This window comes from Pseudomonas sp. AC463, assembly GCF_979253585.1.
This window is the reverse complement of the sequence record NZ_CEEDDZ010000006.1, coordinates 209,184-225,090: the sequence shown is the minus strand read 5'-3', so window position 1 is coordinate 225,090 and position 15,907 is coordinate 209,184. Positions and strand designations below refer to the sequence as shown.

Annotated in this window: 12 protein-coding genes; 4 read left to right on the top strand and 8 right to left on the bottom strand. The window is 61.7% G+C overall.

Annotation, left to right across the window (positions count from 1 at the left end):
• Nucleotides 1-14: 14 nt before the first annotated feature.
• Entirely contained in the window at nt 15-1,991 is a 1,977-nt protein-coding gene (locus AC0IYH_RS09735; RefSeq protein ID WP_471834051.1) for a methyl-accepting chemotaxis protein, read from the bottom strand.
• A gap of 177 nt (nt 1,992-2,168) precedes the next feature.
• Nucleotides 2,169-3,089 carry a LysR substrate-binding domain-containing protein gene (locus tag AC0IYH_RS09730; protein WP_116626974.1) on the bottom strand — a complete coding sequence of 307 codons (921 nt, stop codon included), beginning with the start codon at nt 3,087-3,089 and terminating at the stop codon, nt 2,169-2,171.
• Nucleotides 3,090-3,240: 151 nt separating this feature from the next.
• On the opposite strand from AC0IYH_RS09730, the gene AC0IYH_RS09725 reads away from it, so the two are divergent.
• Nucleotides 3,241-4,644 carry a NorM family multidrug efflux MATE transporter gene (locus tag AC0IYH_RS09725; protein ID WP_116626975.1) on the top strand — a complete coding sequence of 468 codons (1,404 nt, stop codon included), beginning with the start codon at nt 3,241-3,243 and terminating at the stop codon, nt 4,642-4,644.
• Between the two features lie 126 nt (nt 4,645-4,770).
• Here AC0IYH_RS09725 and AC0IYH_RS09720 read toward each other — a convergent pair whose 3' ends face one another.
• On the bottom strand, nt 4,771-6,435 hold the full coding sequence (locus AC0IYH_RS09720) for a bifunctional diguanylate cyclase/phosphodiesterase (protein ID WP_116626976.1): 1,665 nt from the start codon (nt 6,433-6,435) through the stop codon (nt 4,771-4,773).
• A 256-nt stretch (nt 6,436-6,691) separates the two neighbouring features.
• On the opposite strand from AC0IYH_RS09720, the gene rep reads away from it, so the two are divergent.
• Together rep and AC0IYH_RS09710 are read left to right on the top strand one after the other, a co-directional pair.
• On the top strand, nt 6,692-8,701 hold the full coding sequence (rep, locus tag AC0IYH_RS09715) for a DNA helicase Rep (protein ID WP_116626977.1): 2,010 nt from the start codon (nt 6,692-6,694) through the stop codon (nt 8,699-8,701).
• A gap of 58 nt (nt 8,702-8,759) precedes the next feature.
• Nucleotides 8,760-9,329, top strand: a complete 570-nt coding sequence (locus tag AC0IYH_RS09710; protein ID WP_122759218.1) for a xanthine phosphoribosyltransferase — start codon at nt 8,760-8,762, stop codon at nt 9,327-9,329.
• Nucleotides 9,330-9,393: 64 nt separating this feature from the next.
• Here AC0IYH_RS09710 and AC0IYH_RS09705 read toward each other — a convergent pair whose 3' ends face one another.
• The 5 genes from AC0IYH_RS09705 to dadA all read right to left on the bottom strand — a co-directional run bounded on the left by AC0IYH_RS09705 (nt 9,394) and on the right by dadA (nt 15,203).
• Nucleotides 9,394-11,316, bottom strand: coding sequence for an acetyl-CoA hydrolase/transferase C-terminal domain-containing protein (locus AC0IYH_RS09705; protein ID WP_471834048.1), 1,923 nt, complete (start codon nt 11,314-11,316; stop codon nt 9,394-9,396).
• Between the two features lie 137 nt (nt 11,317-11,453).
• Nucleotides 11,454-11,864, bottom strand: coding sequence for a c-type cytochrome (locus tag AC0IYH_RS09700; protein ID WP_043293857.1), 411 nt, complete (start codon nt 11,862-11,864; stop codon nt 11,454-11,456).
• Between the two features lie 181 nt (nt 11,865-12,045).
• A complete protein-coding gene (locus AC0IYH_RS09695; RefSeq protein ID WP_003176893.1) occupies nt 12,046-12,594 on the bottom strand; it encodes a cupin domain-containing protein in 549 nt (182 codons plus the stop codon).
• Between the two features lie 116 nt (nt 12,595-12,710).
• Complete coding sequence (gene alr / locus AC0IYH_RS09690) at nt 12,711-13,784, bottom strand: alanine racemase (protein WP_471834046.1); 1,074 nt, start codon at nt 13,782-13,784, stop codon at nt 12,711-12,713.
• Nucleotides 13,785-13,901: 117 nt separating this feature from the next.
• Complete coding sequence (gene dadA, locus AC0IYH_RS09685; protein ID WP_471834044.1) at nt 13,902-15,203, bottom strand: D-amino acid dehydrogenase; 1,302 nt, start codon at nt 15,201-15,203, stop codon at nt 13,902-13,904.
• 156 nt (nt 15,204-15,359) lie between these two features.
• Here dadA and AC0IYH_RS09680 point away from each other — a divergent pair, with 156 nt between their 5' ends.
• On the top strand, nt 15,360-15,848 hold the full coding sequence (locus AC0IYH_RS09680; RefSeq protein ID WP_003206849.1) for an Lrp/AsnC ligand binding domain-containing protein: 489 nt from the start codon (nt 15,360-15,362) through the stop codon (nt 15,846-15,848).
• The last annotated feature ends 59 nt before the right edge of the window (nt 15,849-15,907 follow it).

Here is a 15,907-nt window from a genome sequence, read left to right as displayed (position 1 = left end):
TAGAAGACCGGGTTTCAGCGAAAGCGATCCACCTCATGGCGCAAGCCCGCCGCCAGCGTCTCCAGCTCCTTGGCAGTGATCGCCAGGTTGGACACCACTTCACGCTGCTCGCTGTTGGCCAGCGCGATACTCTGCAGGTTGCTGCTGAGCAAGGTCGCAGTGCTGCTCTGCTCCTGGGTCGCGGTGGTGATCGCCGCGAACTGCTGACCGGCCGAGCGGCTTTGCTCGTCGATACGCGCCAGGGCCGAGGCCACGTCGGCGTTGCGCGACAGTCCTTCCTGCATCAGCACATTGCCGTGTTCCATGGTGCTGATGGCGTTGCCGGTTTCTTTCTGGATGCTCTGGATCATCCCGGAGATTTCATCCGTGGCCTCACGGGTACGCGACGCCAGGTTACGCACCTCATCCGCAACCACTGCAAAACCACGGCCCTGTTCACCGGCACGGGCGGCTTCGATGGCGGCGTTAAGCGCAAGCAGGTTGGTCTGTTCGGCGATGGAGGTGATCACACCGACGATGCCGCCGATTTCCTGGGAGCGCTGGCCCAGGGTGTTGATCACCGTAGCGGTGCTGTTCAGCGCGGCCGCGATATGTTCCAGCGACGACGACGCCTCTTGCATCGAGGTGCGGCCAATGCGGGTCTGCTGCGCGTTTTCCTGGGCCAGACGCTCGGTGCTGCCCATGTTGTCGGCGATGTTCAGCGAGGTGGCGCTGAACTCCTCCACCGCGCCGGCCATGCTGGTGATCTCGCCGGACTGCTGCTCCATGCCTTCATAGGCACCACCAGACAGCCCGGACAGCGCCTGGGCACGGCTGTTGACCTCTTCGGCCGCCTTGCGGATATGCGACACCATGGTCGACAGCGCTTCGCCCATCTGGTTGAAGCTGCGCGCCAACTGGCCGATTTCGTCATGACTGGACACATTGAGGCGCGCGCTCAAATCACCGGCACCCAAGGCCTCGGCTTGACGCACCAGATCACTCAAAGGCTGCAGTTTGCTGCGCAGCAGCCAGACGGTGGCGCCCACCGCCAGCAGCATGGCCAGCACGCTGCCAATCACCAGGCGAATACCCACCGCCCAGGTAACCGCGCGGATTTCAGCCTTCGGCATGCTCGCGACCACAGCCCAAGGGCCACCGTCGAACGGCACCGAAACGCTGTAGAAGTCTTCGTTTTTGTCGCTCCAGAAGCGACCTTTGCCTGGGTTCTTGGCCAGGTCCAGCATCACGGCAACCGACTGATCCAACGCCTGCACACCGGCCGGCGGCACCAGCCAACGCTTCTGCTCATCCAGCAACGCCAACGAACCGGTCTGGCCGATGCGGAAGCGTTTGAGGTTTTCAAACTGGGCGGCCTGCGCGTCGGTGTAGTCGAAACCGATAAACAGCACGGCGATCACCTTGCCGCTGCTGTCCCGTACGGGGGAGTACTGGGTCATGTAGGAGCGATCGAACAACACCGCGCGGCCGATATACGCCTGGCCGCTGAGCACACGCTGATAAGCCGGGCCCTGGCGATCAAGCACAGTGCCAATGGCGCGGCTGCCGTCCTGTTTGGTCAGGGAGGTGCTGACCCGGATGAAGTCTTCACCGTTGCGCACGAACACCGTGGCTACGCCGCCGGACATCTGCTTGAACTCATCGACTTCGGTGAAGTTATTGTTGAGCACTTCGCTGCCCAGCAGCAGGCTCGGTGTCTGCACCCCGGCCACGGTGACCAGTTGATCAGCCTGCACACTCAAACCGGCGCTGAAGCGCTTTTCAAACAATCCAGTCAGGCGCTGCGTACTCTCGCGCAACGTGCTGTGGAACGTATTGAGTTGGTCGGCGAGCAAACGCGCTTCGCTGGCCAGGTGCTCCTCGCGGGTATCGAGGTTGGCGGAGTCGAGGGAACGCAAGGCGAAAACGGTACTGCCGCTGATGGCGACAGCCAGAATCACAGCTAATGCGAGGCCTAACTGGGAGGCAATCCGGGCGCGAGGTTGAGACATGAGGGCTCCTGGCCGAGGCCAGGATCATCCTGATCTCATAGCGCTGCTCGGCAAATTATCTGGTGGGTAGCGTTGGTGCACGATGGTTCCAACACACCTACTTCGGCGGGCGCGCGCAATACTTGAGCGAAACGTACGGGTATCACGCAAACGATTGCATGAACGGCCTGCAAACACTCAGTCGAGGCGCTCTACCGCCGGTAAAACCATGGCCTGCACTTCGCTCTGGAGAAAATCCGCCAGGCGCCGCAAGCGCTCACCACCGGGACGGGTTTTTGGCCACACCAGGTAATAGTTTTCCCGACTGGCCACCGCCGTCGGCCACGGCAGGCTCAGCCGCCCTTGGGCGACGTCTTCGGCCACCATCAGCAAATCGCCCATGGACACGCCATACCCCCGCGCGGCCGCGATCATGCCCAGTTCGAGGGTATCGAACACCTGCCCGCCCTTGAGCGACACCTGGGATGAGAGCCCCATGCGCTCCAGCCAATTGCGCCAGTCGCGCCGGTCGGGCGTCGGGTGCAGCAACTCGGCGGTGGCCAGGCGCTCGGCGTCCCACGGCCCATCGTCCAGCAGGTTTGGGGCGCCGACCGGGATCAGCAATTCGGGGAACAGATAGCTGGCCTCCCAGTCCGCCGGAAAATGCCCGTAGCTCAGCAGCACGGCGCAGTCGAACGGCTCCTGATTGAAGTCCACTTCATCCACGTTCATCCAGGCGCTGGTCAGTTGCACCTCATTGCCCGGCTGCAATGCGCGGAAACGACTCAGCCGCGCCAACAGCCAGCGCATGGTCAGGGTCGACGGCGCCTTCATGCGCAGGATGTCATCCTCGGCGTTCAGGGTATGGCAGGCCCGCTCCAACGCGGCGAAGCCTTCGCGCACGCCGGGCAACAGCAGGCGCGCAGCCTCGGTGAGTTGCAGGTTACGCCCGCTGCGCTGGAACAGGCGGCAGGCGAAATGCTCTTCGAGGGTGCGGATATGCCGGCTCACCGCACTCTGGGTAATCGACAACTCATCGGCCGCGCGGGTGAACGAGTTATGCCGCGAAGCGGCTTCAAAAGCACGCAGGGCATACAGCGGAGGAAGACGACGGGACATGGGAAAGCTCCGACAGCGCAATTTCGAAACCCTACCAGAATCAACCAGGCATGAGTTTTAATCATGCGAACGATCGCTTTTATCCCTTTGTGCAATGGGCGCAGAGCGCCGAGAATCAACCCTCTTCCAACCCTCTGACTTTTCGAGTGTGATGATCATGCAGCATCCGGCACGTACCGAACTCTGGGCCATTCTGCGGCTGTCGGGGCCGTTGATTGCCTCACAGTTGGCGCACATGCTGATGGTGCTGACCGACACGCTGATGATGGCCCGCCTGAGCCCCGAGGCCCTGGCCGGCGGTGGCCTGGGCGCGGCGAGTTATTCATTTGTGTCGATCTTTTGCATCGGCGTGATTGCCGCCGTGGGCACCTTGGTGGCCATCCGTCACGGCGCCGGCGATATCGAAGGCGCCACCCGCCTGACCCAGGCCGGGCTGTGGCTGGCCTGGTTGATGGCTTTGGCGGCAGCCCTGCTGCTGTGGAACCTCAAGCCGGTGCTGCTGATGTTCGGCCAGACCGAAACCAACGTGCACTCGGCCGGGCAATTCCTGACGATGCTGCCGTTCGCCCTGCCCGGTTACCTGAGTTTCATGGCGCTGCGGGGGTTCACCAGCGCTATCGGCAAAGCCACGCCGGTGATGGTGATCAGCCTCGGCGGCACGGTGTTGAATTACCTGCTCAACCACGCGCTGATCGAAGGCATGTTCGGCCTGCCGAAACTCGGCCTGATGGGCATCGGCCTGGTCACGGCCATCGTCGCCAATGGCATGGCGCTGGCGCTGATGTGGTACATCCGCAGCAACCGTGCCTATGCCGCCTACCCGCTGAGCACCGGCCTGCTGCGCCTCAACACCCAGTACCTGCGCGAGTTGTGGCGCCTGGGCCTGCCGATTGGCGGCACCTATGCGGTGGAGGTCGGGCTGTTTGCCTTCGCGGCGCTGTGCATGGGCACCATGGGCAGTACGCAATTGGCGGCGCATCAGATCGCCCTGCAAATCGTCTCGGTGGCGTTTATGGTGCCGGCGGGGATGTCCTACGCGGTGACCATGCGTATCGGCCAGCACTACGGCGCCGGGCAGCTGTTGCAGGCGCGCATGGCGGGGCGTGTAGGGATTGGATTTGGTGCGTCGGTGATGTTGGGATTTGCCGTGGTGCTGTGGCTGTTTTCCGACCCGCTGATCGGGCTGTTCCTCGACCATGACGACCCGGCATTCCACGACGTGATCGTGCTGGCCGTGAGCCTGCTGGCTGTCGCCGCCTGGTTCGAGCTGTTCGACGGCGTGCAGACCATCGCCATGGGCTGCATCCGCGGGCTCAAGGATGCCAAGACTACCTTTCTGGTCGGGCTTGGTTGCTATTGGTTGATTGGTGCGCCATCGGCCTGGTTGATGGCGTTCACCCTGGGCTGGGGCCCGACCGGCGTTTGGTGGGGGTTGGCGCTGGGCCTGGCCTGTGCGGCGGTGAGCCTGACGTGGGCGTTTGAGGCGAAGATGAAGCGGATGATTCGGCAGGAGCCGGAAGTACACGCGAAATTCCAAGCCATGCAACCTGACTAGAGGATGTAGGTGGGCAATGTGGGAGGGGGCTTGCCCCCGATTGCAGTGGATCAGCCAACACATTAGGTGACTGATACACCGCTATCGGGGGGCAAGCCCCCTCCCACATTTGCTTGAGTTTGCAAGTCAGCCCAACAGCACCTGCTGGCTTTTGCCGAATGTCAGGTATTCCACCAGCTCCGGCAGCGGCAATGGCTTGCTGATCAGATACCCCTGGGCCTGGTCGCAGCCAAACAATCTCAGCAAGGCCAACTGCTCCGGGGTTTCCACGCCTTCAGCCACAACCTCCAAATTGAGGTTGTGAGCCAGGTTGATCATTGCGTGCACCAGCTTGCGGTTCTCCTCACGTTCTTCCATGCCGCCGACAAAGCTCTTGTCGATCTTGAGCAAGGCAATCGGCAGGCTGTTGAGGTGCACGAACGATGAGAAACCGGTGCCGAAATCATCCAGGGAAAACCGCACACCCAGGCGGCCAAGCGCGTCCATGGTCTGCTTGACCAGGTCACTGCGGCGCATCACGGCGGTTTCGGTAAGTTCGAATTCCAGCCACTGCGCTTCCACGCCACGCTCGGTAATCAGCCGACTGAGCGTGGACAGCAACTGACTGTCCTGAAACTGGCGGAACGACAGGTTGACCGCCATGTGCAACGGCGGCAGGCCGCGTTCGCGCAGGTCTTGCATGTCACGCAGGGCCCGGGAAATTACCCAGTAACCCAGCGGCACGATCAAGCCACTCTGCTCGGCCAGGGGCACGAACTCGCTGGGCGGCAACAGGCCACGCTCGCCGTGACGCCAGCGCACCAGGGCTTCGAGGCCGACGATATGCCCGTCATCCAGGTCCAGGCGCGGCTGGTAATGCAGCTCCAGCTCGTCGCGACGCAAGGCACGGCGCAGTTCGGTTTCCAGATCGGCCAGGCTGCGGGCGTTGCGGTTGATGCGCTCGTTGAAGATATGAAAGGTGCAGCCCTGAGTGCTCTTGGCCTGCTGCATGGCGATATGCGCGTGCCACATCAGCGGGTCCGCACCGGCGCGGGCGCGGGCATGTGCCACGCCCAGGCTGCAGCCGATCAGCAGGCTTTCGCCGTCGACCCAGTAGGGTTCGGCCATGACTTCGGTGATGCGCTCGGCCATCCACTCGGCGCGTTGAGGTGCGCGGCGGGTGTCGATCAGCAGGGCGAATTCGTCGCTGCCCAGGCGCGCCAGTTGGTCGCCGGCCTCGAGCTGGCTCTTGAGCCGCGAGACCACTTGCAGGATCAGCCGGTCGCCGGCCTGATGGCCGAGGGCGTCGTTGGCATGGCGAAAGTTGTCGAGGTCCAAGTGGCCGAGGGCCAGGCCGCGGCCCTCATTCTCGGCCAGCCGCGCCGCCAGCAAGGTCTGGAAACCCTGACGGTTGGCGATGCCGGTGAGCGGGTCTTGCTCGGCCAGGCGTTGCAGGGTGTTTTCCAGCAGGCCGCGTTCGCGCACATGGCGCAGGCAACGGCGCAGGGTATCGGCGTCCATTGCATCACGTACCAGCCAATCGCTGACGCCCAGCGGCGCAACCAGCGGCTCCTGTTCCAGCAGCAACACGCACGGCAGGCTGCAGCGGCCAGGGCCGGGTTGCAGGTTGGGCGTGGTCAACAGCACGGCGCTATGGTCGTCATCGAACAGACGACTCACGGAGTCCCAGTTGGGCGCGCTGATCAGCACAGCCCCATCGCCCATCGGCGCCAGGCACTCGCGCAACAACGCTGCCCACTCAGGCATATCGGCCAGTAGCAGCAAACGCAAGGGTTCGACAGGCGTAGACAAGCTAGCTCCCTAGACTCTGCAAGATTTCGTTGGCGGCGGGCATTATGACGTGCGGCCTGATAATCACCAATGATAGGGGTTATCAAATACGCAAAGTGTAAACATTAGTCGCAAATAACCCCGACATCCTGCGGCAAAGTAGCAAAACCGGCAAATTTAGATCGAGTGGTACGTCACACTGTCGTTCTGACAGAGCAGAATCCTGCCAGCCTGTTAAAATGCCCGCCCTTTTGAACAACGACTCCCCGAATTCCGTATGTCCCGACTCAATCCCCGGCAGCAAGAAGCCGTGAACTACGTCGGCGGCCCTCTATTGGTGCTCGCCGGTGCCGGTTCCGGCAAGACCAGCGTGATCACCCGCAAGATCGCGCACCTGATCCAGAGCTGCGGCATCCGTGCCCAGTACATCGTCGCCATGACCTTTACCAACAAGGCCGCGCGCGAGATGAAAGAGCGCGTCGGCACCCTGCTCAAGGGTGGCGAAGGCCGTGGCCTCACGGTGTGCACGTTCCACAACCTGGGGCTCAACATCATCCGCAAGGAGCATGCGCGGCTGGGCTACAAGCCGGGTTTCTCGATCTTCGATGAAACCGACGTCAAGGCCTTGATGACCGACATCATGCAAAAGGAATACGCAGGCGACGACGGCGTGGATGAGATCAAGAACATGATCGGCGCCTGGAAAAACGACCTGATCCTGCCCGCCGAAGCCCTGGAAACCGCGCGCAACCCCAAGGAGCAGACCGCCGCCATCGTCTACACCCACTACCAGCGCACGCTCAAGGCGTTCAACGCGGTGGACTTCGACGACCTGATCCTGCAGCCGGTCAAACTGTTCCAGGAACACGCCGACATCCTCGAAAAGTGGCAGAACAAGGTGCGCTACCTGCTGGTGGACGAATACCAGGACACCAACGCCAGCCAATACCTGCTGGTGAAGTTGCTGATCGGCAAGCGCAACCAGTTCACCGTGGTGGGCGACGATGACCAGTCGATCTACGCCTGGCGCGGCGCCCGCCCGGAAAACCTGATGCTGCTCAAGGTCGACTACCCGTCCTTGAAAGTGGTGATGCTGGAGCAGAACTACCGCTCCACCAGCCGCATCCTGCGCTGCGCCAACGTGCTGATCTCGAACAACCCCCACGAGTTTGAAAAACAGCTCTGGAGCGAGATGGGCCACGGCGACGAGATCCGCGTGATCCGCTGCCGCAACGAAGACGCCGAAGCCGAGCGCGTGGCCGTTGAACTGCTCACCCTGCACCTGCGCACCGACCGGCCCTACAGCGACTTTGCGATCCTGTATCGCGGCAACTACCAGGCCAAGCTGATCGAGCTGAAGTTGCAGCACCACCAGATTCCCTATCGCTTGTCGGGCGGCAACAGCTTTTTCGGACGCCAGGAAGTGAAAGACCTGATGGCTTACTTCCGGCTGATCGTGAACCCGGATGACGACAACGCCTTCCTGCGCGTGATCAACGTGCCACGCCGGGAAATCGGCTCCACGACCCTGGAAAAACTCGGCAACTACGCCACCGAGCGCAAGATCTCGATGTACGCCGCCACCGATGAAATCGGCCTGGGCGAGCACCTCGACACACGCTTCACCGATCGCCTGTCGCGCTTCAAGCGCTTCATGGACAAGGTGCGCGAGCAGTGCGCCGGCGAAGACCCGATCAGCGCCCTGCGCAGCATGGTCATGGACATCGACTACGAAAACTGGCTGCGCACCAACAGCTCCAGCGACAAGGCGGCGGATTACCGCATGAGCAACGTCTGGTTCCTGATCGAAGCGCTGAAGAACACCCTGGAAAAAGACGAAGACGGCGACATGACCGTCGAAGACGCCATCGGCAAGCTGGTGCTGCGCGACATGCTCGAACGCCAGCAGGAAGAGGAAGACGGCGCCGAAGGTGTGCAGATGATGACCTTGCATGCGTCCAAGGGCCTGGAATTTCCCTACGTATTCATCATGGGCATGGAAGAGGAAATCCTCCCGCACCGCTCCAGCATCGAGGCCGACACCATCGAGGAAGAACGCCGCCTGGCCTACGTGGGCATTACCCGCGCGCGTCAGACCCTGGCGTTCACCTTTGCCGCCAAGCGCAAGCAATACGGTGAAATTATCGATTGTGCCCCCAGCCGGTTCCTCGACGAGCTGCCGCCGGATGACCTGGCCTGGGAAGGCAATGACGACACCCCGACCGAGGTGAAGGCCGTTCGCGGCAACACCGCCCTGGCGGATATACGCGCGATGTTAAAGCGCTAGAATCGACTACTTTTTAATCTACTTTCGGCGCCTGTTGCGCCAACAGAGGAAGCTTTCCGTGGAAGCACTGCACAAGAAAATTCGCGAAGAAGGCATCGTGCTTTCCGATCAGGTACTCAAGGTCGACGCCTTTTTGAACCACCAGATCGACCCGGCGCTGATGAAGCTGATCGGCGACGAATTCGCCGCGCTGTTCAAGGACTCGGGCATCACCAAGATCGTCACCATCGAGGCCTCGGGCATCGCGCCGGCAATCATGACCGGCCTGAACCTGGGCGTACCGGTGATTTTTGCGCGCAAGCAGCAGTCCCTGACCCTGACCGAAAACTTGCTGTCGGCGACCGTGTATTCGTTCACCAAGAAAACCGAAAGCACCGTGGCGATCTCCCCACGCCACCTGACCAGCAGCGACCGCGTGCTGGTGATCGATGACTTTTTGGCCAACGGCAAGGCGTCCCAGGCGCTGATCTCGATCATCAAGCAGGCTGGCGCGACCGTTGCCGGTTTGGGGATTGTGATCGAGAAGTCGTTCCAGGGTGGGCGTGCGGAGCTGGATGCGCAGGGTTATCGGGTGGAGTCGCTGGCGCGCGTGAAGTCGCTGGAAGGTGGCGTCGTCACCTTCATCTAAGCCAACACTGTTCAAAAATGTGGGAGGGGGCTTGCCCCCTCCCACATTTGCCCTGTGTTGCTTGTTAGTGTGCGGTGGCCTGGAGGCCGGCGAGCAGCAGACGCTGGTAGAGGTCTTCTTTCAGCCCCTCCGGCTGACCCAACCGCATCCGCTTCAAATGCTCTGGAAACGCCTCCGGTTCCGGTGCATCCAGCGCCGCCTTGCCCAGTTCCAGAATCTCCGTCAGCTTGAATTTGCTCTTGAGCCAGTTCAACGCCCGCAACAAATCCCGCTCCTCATCGGTAAAGTCACTGCCCAACGGATACTCCGGAAACAGCCGACGATGTCGCGCCTGAATACCCTTGAGCCGTTCCGGGGTGTTATCGGCAAAACGCGGATCCAGCACGAAATCCTTGGCCAGCTTGCCGGCCTTTTGCGCCTGTTCGATCAAGTCAGCCTGGAAGCGTGAGTCAGTGATGTTGAGCAATGCCTCGATCACCTTGGCATCCGTCTGACCGCGCAGGTCGGCAATGCCGTACTCGGTAATGACGATATCGCGCAGGTGACGCGGAATGGTGCAGTGGCCATACTCCCAGACGATATTCGAGCTGACCTCCCCCGCCGCCTCGCGCCAGCTGCGCAAAATCAGCACCGAGCGCGCGCCTTCCAGCGCGTGCCCCTGGGCCACGAAGTTGTATTGCCCACCCACGCCGCTGAGCACACCACCGCCTTCCAACTGGTCGGCCACGCCGGCGCCGAGCAGCGTGACCATGATCGCGCTGTTGATAAAGCGCGCATCCAGGCGTTGCAGGCGCTTAAGTTCCTCTTGGCCATACAGCTCGTTGATGTAGCTGATGCGGGTCATGTTGAATTCGAGGCGTTTGGCGTGGGTCATTTCCTGCAGGCGCTGGTAAAAACTGCGCGGCCCAAGGAAGAAACCGCCGTGGATCGAAATGCCATCGGCCTGCGCGGCATCGTCGATCAGACCGGCGTTGGCCTGCTCCTGGGTCGCCACATCCGGGTAGACCTTGCGCCGAATAATGCCGGCGTCCGCCAGCACCAGCAGGCCGTTGACGAACATTTCGCTGCAGCCGTAGAGGCCACGGGCGAAGGGCTCGACCCCGCCTTCACGGCTGATCAACGGCGCCCACTGGTACACATCCAGGTCGGTGAGCAGCAGGCGATAGGCTTCGTTGTCGGCCTGGCGCGCCAGGAGCGCGGCGGTCAGCGCATCGCCCATGGAGCCGATGCCGATCTGCAAGGTGCCGCCATCGCGCACCAGGGTACTGGCATGCAGGCCGATAAAGTGGTCCTGGAAACCCACCGGCATGTTCGGCGTGGAGAACAGCGTGGTGTTGTCCTTTTCATCCAGCAGGTAGTCGAATTCGTCCATGCCCAATTCGGCGTCGCCGGGCATGTAGGGCAAGTCGCTGTGGACCTGGCCGACCACCAGGATGGTCTCGCCGGCGGCGCGGCGCTTGGCGATCATCGGCAGCAGGTCGAGGGTGATGTCGGGGTTGCAGCTCAGGCTCAGGCGATCCGGGTGTTCGGCGCTGCTGGCCACCAGCTGCGCCACCAGGTTGAGGCCGGCAGCGTTGATATCACGGGCGGCATGGCTGTAGTTGCTGCTCACGTAGTCCTGCTGCGCCTGTTCGCTGTGGAGCAGGCTGCCGGGCTGCATGAAGAACTGCCGCACATGGATATTCGCTGGAAGCTTGTCCTTGTGCAGGTCGGCGAGGAAATCCAGTTCGGGATAATCGCCAAACACGCGTTCGATGAAGGGTTCGAGAAAGCGCTTCTGCAAGCCGTCCCCCAAAGTCGGGCGGCCCAGGCTCAGGGCGGTGTAGATCGTCAGCGCGCGTTCCGGCAGCTTGGCGATGCGCCGGTACAGCGCATTGGCGAACAGGTTCGGCTTGCCCAAGCCCAGGGGCATGCCCATGTGGATATGCGCCGGCAACCGCGCCAGTACGTCGTCAACTGCTTGCTCGATTGAACACAACTGCACCATCCGACCCTCCTGAACATTCCATGATTAGGGGTTGGACCGAGCTTGCCGGGTCTTTGCTGCATTGACCAGCCTCGAAAGCCAAATGCCACGCACAAAAAAGCCGCTCACAAGCGGCTTTTTTGACGAAGATCGGCGGGTTACAGGCCAGACATCTTCTTGATCGCGCCTTTGAGGTCATCATCCGAGCAATCGGCGCAGGTGCCTTTTGGCGGCATGGCGTTGATGCCGGTGATCGCCTTGGCCAGGATGCCGTCGAGGCCGCCCTGGTGGTCGGCGCGTTCTTTCCAGGCGGCGGTGTCGCCGATTTTCGGCGCGCCCAACAGGCCGGTACCGTGGCAGGCATTGCAGTGCTTGGCGATGATGTCATCCGGCGTCTTGGCAGCGCCTCCACCGGCGGCGACCGCCACTTCCATGCCCTTGCATTCCTGGCCCTGGACGCAGACCTGGCCGACCGGCTCCAGGCGCTTGGCAATATCGTCATTGGTCGCAGCTTGTGCGCTCACAGCCCATAGGGCCAGTACGGTTGCTGGTGCAGCCAGCATTTTCATAATTAGGTTCACGCGTTCACCCTCAATGGTGGCTATTCACGCCTGCGGCCACGGTTTCGCAGGCGGCGAAAGTATAACGGTTAGCCCGCCGGGCCGAAACAACCCTATTAAATAAAGGGAGATTCAGCCTCACGGATACTGCTGCGGGAGCCTCTGCAACGCTGGCAGGGCGCCTCTTTTCTTAAAAGTTCGCGGGTGTGGCTGCGCTGATTAGTCGCGCCGGCACGTCGAACGGGTTGCGAAAACGATGCGGCTTGGTGCTTTCAAAGTAGTAGCTATCGCCGGCTTCGAGCACAAAAGTTTCAAGACCGACCACCAATTCCAGGCGACCTTCCACCAGAATCCCGGTTTCCTCGCCTTCGTGGGTGAGCATTTCTTCGCCCGTGTCGGCGCCCGGCGGGTAGATCTCGTTGAGAAACGCAATCGCCCGGCTCGGGTGTGCGCGGCCGACCAGTTTCATGGTCACGGCTCCGTCGGAAATGTCGATCAGCTCATTGGCTTTATAGACGATCTGCGTCGGTATTTCCTGGAGGATCTCCTCGGAGAAGAACTCGACCATGGACATGGGGATGCCGCCCAGCACCTTGCGCAAGGAGCTGATCGAGGGGCTGACGCTGTTTTTTTCGATCATCGAAATGGTGCTGTTGGTGACACCCGCGCGCTTGGCGAGCTCGCGCTGGGAAAGACCCTTCAGTTTACGGATGGATTGCAGTCGTTCGCCGACGTCCAATGCAGGAGCCTCCTAGGATTCAGGCTTTGTTGTAATTGAGCGTTATCATGGCGACAGCGTTCAGTATTTACAACACTTGGGCCTAAATCCCGGGCAGCTGCATTCGTACGCGGCGATCAAGCGCCGCAATAGAGCCTTGGCACCCGGCGCAGGTTGCAGAAAATCTGGTAGGGAATGGTTTCGGCGGCGACCGCGATGTCGCTGGCGAGAATGTTTTTGCCCCACAGCTCTACCGTGGAACCCAGCCCGGCCTGCGGCACGTCGGTAAGATCGATGCACAACATGTCCATGGACACACGCCCGAGCAATTGGCTGCGCTGGCCCGCCACCAGCACCGGCGTGCCGGTCGGCGCATGGCGTGGGTAGCCGTCGGCATAGCCCATGGCAACCACGCCGATACGCATCGGTTTTGGCGTGATGAACCTGGCGCCGTAGCCCACCGGCTCGCCGGCCGGAAGTTCGCGCACGCAGATGACTTTGGATTCCAGGGTCATGACCGGCTGCAAGCGCGCGGCGATGGCCTGGTCTTCGCCAAACGGCGTGGCGCCGTAGAGCATGATGCCCGGGCGCACCCAGTCGCTGGAGACGTTCGGCCAGCCCATCACCGACGGCGAATTACGCAGGCTGACTTCAGCCGCCAAGCCCTGTCGCGCCGCTTCAAACACCGCAACCTGCTCATTGCTGCGGACACAGTCGAGTTCATCGGCGCGGGCGAAGTGGCTCATCAACACAATTTTGGCGACTTTGCCGCTGGCCAGCAGGCGCTGGTACGCCTCGTGGTAATCCTTGGGGTGCAGGCCGACGCGGTGCATGCCCGAGTCGAGCTTGAGCCAGAGGGTCAGCGGCTTGCTCAGCGCGGCCTGTTCGATGGCCTCCAACTGCCACAGCGAATGCACCACGCACCACAAATCGTGCTCGATGATCAGTGGCAGCTCGTCGGCTTCGAAAAAACCTTCCAGCAACAGCACCGGCGCGCGGATGCCAGCGGCACGCAACTCCAATGCTTCTTCGATGCAGGCCACCGCAAACCCATCCGCCTCGGCTTCCAGCGCCTGGGCCACGCGCACGGCGCCATGGCCATAGGCGTCGGCCTTGACCACGGCGAGGGCACGGGCACCCGTGACTTCACGGGCCAATTGGTAGTTGTGGCGCAGGGCTTGGAGGTCGATCAGGGCACGGGCAGGACGCATGGCGGCAGGCTTCTAGGCGGCAAGGTGAAGAAAAAACCGGCACCGACCAACAACGTCGGCACCGGGAGAGGGATCTGGGTTTACGACAATCTAGCCACGACGGTCTGGCTCATGCGCTCATTGGTGCGCTGGCGCTGGATTGACATGTCGTGCGGACTCCTGGTGGTTGCCATAACGGGAAATGTCGAGGCCTTCGGCGCTGATCTGCGGCGTTCTCGAAGCCATCAAGTCAGCCAGCAAGCGGCCGGAACCACAGGCCATGGTCCAACCGAGAGTGCCGTGGCCAGTGTTCAGGAACAGGTTCCTGAACGGGGTGGCACCGACAATCGGCGTGCCGTCGGGTGTAGTCGGGCGCAGGCCGGTCCAGAAACTGGCCTCGGCCAAATCGCCGCCCTGAGGATAAAGGTCGTTGACGATCATCTCCAGGGTTTCACGTCGACGCGGGTTCAGCGACAGGTCAAAACCGGCTATTTCAGCCATGCCGCCGACGCGGATGCGGTTGTCGAAACGGGTGATCGCGACCTTGTAGGTTTCATCGAGGATGGTCGAGGTGGGCGCCATCGCCGGGTTGGTGATCGGCACGGTCAGCGAGTAGCCCTTGAGCGGGTACACCGGCGCCTTGATCCCCAGCGGCTTGAGCAGCTTGGGCGAATAGCTGCCGAGCGCCAGCACGTAGCGGTCGGCGGTTTCCAGCTTGCCGTCGACCCATACGCCGTTGACGCGATCGCCAGCGTAGTCGAGGCGCTGGATGTCCTGGTCGAAGCGGAACTCCACGCCCAGCTGCTTGCACATCTCGACCAGGCGCGTGGTGAACATCTGGCAGTCGCCGGTCTGGTCATTCGGCAGGCGCAGGGCACCGGCGAGGATATCGGTGACGCTGGCCAGGGCCGGTTCAACGCGGGCGATGCCGGCGCGGTCGAGCAGTTCGAACGGCACGCCGGACTCTTTCAACACGGCGATGTCTTTGGCAGCACCGTCCAACTGGGCCTGGGTGCGGAACAACTGAGTAGTCCCCAGGCTACGGCCTTCGTAGGCAATGCCGGTTTCAGCGCGCAGTTCGTCGAGGCAGTCGCGGCTGTACTCGGACAGCCGCACCATGCGCTCCTTGTTCACCGCATAGCGGCTGGCGGTGCAGTTGCGCAGCATCTGCGCCATCCACAGGTATTGATCGATATCGGCGGTGGCCTTGATCGCCAGCGGCGCGTGGCGCTGCAGCAGCCACTTGATGGCCTTGAGCGGCACACCCGGCGCGGCCCAGGGCGAGGCATAGCCCGGGGAGACCTGGCCGGCGTTGGCGAAGCTGGTTTCCATGGCAGCGGCAGGTTGACGGTCGACCACGACCACTTCAAAACCGGCCCGAGCCAAATAGTAGGCACTGGTCACACCAATGACGCCGCTACCCAAGACCAGAACGCGCATTTTTATATCCTCATCGCGGGCTTCGCCGCTGACGTGTGTTATTCGAGCAATGATGTGCGCAGTGTAAAAAACAATCACCAGTGCATTTCACTATATAAGCACCTATATTTGGCGACAATTCTCGGCAAAAACCCTTTTCACAGAGGCGTATCCCCTATGCGTACCAACACCCAGACCAAGCGGGAGCTGGACAAGATCGACCGCAATATCCTGCGCATCCTGCAAGCCGACGGGCGAATTTCGTTCACGGAGCTGGGAGAAAAGGTCGGGCTGTCGACCACGCCGTGCACCGAGCGGGTACGCCGCCTGGAGCGCGAAGGGATCATCATGGGTTACAACGCGCGGCTGAACCCGCAGCATTTGAAGGGGAGTTTGCTGGTATTTGTCGAGATCAGCCTGGATTACAAGTCTGGTGACACCTTTGAGGAATTTCGCCGCGCCGTGCTGAAACTGCCCCATGTGCTGGAGTGTCACCTGGTGTCAGGCGACTTCGATTACCTGGTGAAAGCGCGGATTTCCGAGATGGCGTCGTACCGCAAATTGCTTGGCGACATCTTGCTCAAACTGCCGCATGTGCGCGAATCCAAGAGCTATATCGTGATGGAAGAGGTGAAGGAGAGCTTGAACCTGCCGATTCCCGACTGACAGGCAAAATGAGGTCAATGTGGGAGGGGCTTGCCCCCTCCCACATTTTGACTGCATAC